This window comes from Rodentibacter genomosp. 1, from assembly GCF_001999285.1.
GTDB lineage: Bacteria > Pseudomonadota > Gammaproteobacteria > Enterobacterales > Pasteurellaceae > Rodentibacter.
Genome location: NZ_MLHN01000023.1, coordinates 1 through 3309, shown reverse-complemented (window position 1 = coordinate 3309; position 3309 = coordinate 1). Strand labels below are relative to the sequence as shown.

Sequence of the window (3309 nt, the reverse complement as noted above, 5' to 3'; positions counted from 1 at the left end):
TACCTGGCGGTGCCCTACTCTCACATGGGGATACCCCACACTACCATCGGCATTACAGCGTTTCACTTCTGAGTTCGGGATGGATTCAGGTGGGACCACCGCACTCTCGCCGCCAGGATAATTCTTTGATAACTGCCTTATTTCTTACGTCTCTTTATTTTCGTTTGTTCTCTCGGTCACAAGCTGATTACTGTATGATTTAATTCGTTGCATTTCACACTAGCCACTCAAAAACACTTGAGCGTTGTATAGTTAAGCCTCTCGGGCAATTAGTATGGGTTAGCTCAATATCTCACAATACTTACACACCCCACCTATCTACGTCTTAGTCTCAAACAACCCTTACAGACCTAAAGTCTGGGAGAACTCATCTCTTGGCAAGTTTCGTGCTTAGATGCTTTCAGCACTTATCTCTTCCGCACTTAGCTACCGGGCAATGCGTCTGGCGACACAACCCGAACACCAGTGGTGCGTCCACTCCGGTCCTCTCGTACTAGGAGCAGCCCCAATCAATTCTCCAACGCCCACGGCAGATAGGGACCGAACTGTCTCACGACGTTCTAAACCCAGCTCGCGTACCACTTTAAATGGCGAACAGCCATACCCTTGGGACCTACTTCAGCCCCAGGATGTGATGAGCCGACATCGAGGTGCCAAACACCGCCGTCGATATGAACTCTTGGGCGGTATCAGCCTGTTATCCCCGGAGTACCTTTTATCCGTTGAGCGATGGCCCTTCCATTCAGAACCACCGGATCACTATGACCTACTTTCGTACCTGCTCGACTTGTCCGTCTCGCAGTTAAGCTTGCTTATACCATTGCACTAACCTGACGATGTCCGACCGTCATTAGCAAACCTTCGTGCTCCTCCGTTACGCTTTGGGAGGAGACCGCCCCAGTCAAACTACCCACCAGACACTGTCCGAACACCCGATTAGGATGTCTCGTTAGAACATCAAACGTTAAAGGGTGGTATTTCAAGGTCGCCTCCACAATCACTGGCGTGACCGCTTCAAAGGCTCCCACCTATCCTACACATCAAAATTCAATGTTCAGTGTCAAGCTATAGTAAAGGTTCACGGGGTCTTTCCGTCTAGCCGCGGGTACACCGCATCTTCACGGCGATTTCAATTTCACTGAGTCTCGGGTGGAGACAGCCTGGCCATCATTATGCCATTCGTGCAGGTCGGAACTTACCCGACAAGGAATTTCGCTACCTTAGGACCGTTATAGTTACGGCCGCCGTTTACTGGGGCTTCGATCAGGAGCTTCTCTTTCGATTACACCATCAATTAACCTTCCAGCACCGGGCAGGCATCACACCCTATACGTCCACTTTCGTGTTTGCAGAGTGCTGTGTTTTTAATAAACAGTTGCAGCCAGCTGGTATCTTCGACCGGTTCAACCTTCAGGGGCAAGCCCTTACAATCTACGCCGGCGCACCTTCTCCCGAAGTTACGGTGCTATTTTGCCTAGTTCCTTCACCCGAGTTCTCTCAAGCGCCTGAGTATTCTCTACCTGACCACCTGTGTCGGTTTTCAGTACGGTTTAGTAAAGCCTGAAGCTTAGTGGCTTTTCCTGGAAGTGTGGTATCGGCAACTTCTTGTCCGTAGACAATCGTCATCAGCTCTCAGTGTATAAAAGTCCGGATTTGCCTAGACTTTCCACCTACAACCTTAAACAAGGATATCCAACACCTTGCTTGCCTAACCTGCTCCGTCCCCACATCGCAGCTTTACCAAGTACGGGAATATTAACCCGTTTCCCATCGACTACGCTTTTCAGCCTCGCCTTAGGAGCCGACTCACCCTGCCCCGATTAACGTTGGACAGGAAACCTTGGTCTTCCGGCGAACGGGTTTTTCACCCGTTTTATCGTTACTTATGTCAGCATTCGCACTTGTGATACGTCCAGCAAACCTCTCGATTCACCTTCTTCCGCTTACACAACGCTCCCCTACCCAACAGAATAAATTCTGATGCCGCAGCTTCGGTGCTATATTTCAGCCCCGTTACATCTTCCGCGCAGGCCGACTCGACTAGTGAGCTATTACGCTTTCTTTAAATGGTGGCTGCTTCTAAGCCAACATCCTAGCTGTCTAAGCCTTCCCACTTCGTTTCCCACTTAATATAGACTTAGGGACCTTAGCTGGCGGTCTGGGTTGTTTCCCTCTCCACGACGGACGTTAGCACCCGCCGTGTGTCTCCTGAGTATCACTCTTTGGTATTCGGAGTTTGCATCGGGTTGGTAAGCCGGGATGGCCCCCTAGCCGAAACAGTGCTCTACCCCCAAAGGTGTCCGCTCAAGGCTCTACCTAAATAGATTTCGGGGAGAACCAGCTATCTCCCGGTTTGATTGGCCTTTCACCCCCAGCCACAAGTCATCCGCTAATTTTTCAACATTAGTCGGTTCGGTCCTCCAGTTAGTGTTACCCAACCTTCAACCTGCCCATGGCTAGATCACCGGGTTTCGGGTCTATACCTTGCAACTCAACGCCCAGTTAAGACTCGGTTTCCCTTCGGCTCCCCTATTCGGTTAACCTCGCTACAAAATATAAGTCGCTGACCCATTATACAAAAGGTACGCAGTCACCTTACGGCTCCCACTGCTTGTACGTACAAGGTTTCAGGTTCTATTTCACTCCCCTCGCCGGGGTTCTTTTCGCCTTTCCTTCACAGTACTGGTTCACTATCGGTCAATCAGGAGTATTTAGCCTTGGAGGATGGTCCCCCCTTCTTCAGACAGGATATCACGTGTCCCGCCCTACTTCTCTCAAACTTAGTCCTTCCCAACAATTTTCAGATACGGGATTATCACCCTCTATGATTCAACTTCCCAGTTGATTCTCTTAATTGATGAGATAACATTTGATGGCTCCTCCGCTTTCGCTCGCCGCTACTGACGGAATCTCGGTTGATTTCTTTTCCTCGGGGTACTTAGATGTTTCAGTTCTCCCGGTTTGCCTTCATCACCTATGGATTCAATGATGAATAGTGAGTTCTTCACTCACTGGGTTTCCCCATTCGGATATCTTGGATTAAACGCTTCTTATCAACTCATCCAAGCTTTTCGCAGATTAGCACGTCCTTCTTCGCCTCTGATTGCCAAGGCATCCACCTTGTACGCTTAGTCACTTAACTATACAACCTCAAATGTTTTTACCTTTGAAGCGATAAATCAACTAAACACTTGACTGCCTTTTCTCAGTCAAGATTTTTCTCTTACTCAGACTTTCTTCTATCCCTTTCAGGACTTAAAAGTCTCTTCAGTTTTCAGCTTGTTTCCGTTTTTTTAAAGAACAATAAGA

2 rRNA genes are annotated in these 3309 nt (G+C 48.8%); both read right to left on the bottom strand.

What is annotated here, in order from left to right:
• Position 1: 1 nt before the first annotated feature.
• Positions 2 to 117: ribosomal RNA gene (gene rrf / locus BKK54_RS10385) — 5S ribosomal RNA — on the bottom strand.
• 131 nt (positions 118 to 248) lie between these two features.
• A 23S ribosomal RNA gene (locus BKK54_RS10380) occupies positions 249 to 3142 on the bottom strand.
• Positions 3143 to 3309 lie beyond the last annotated feature (167 nt).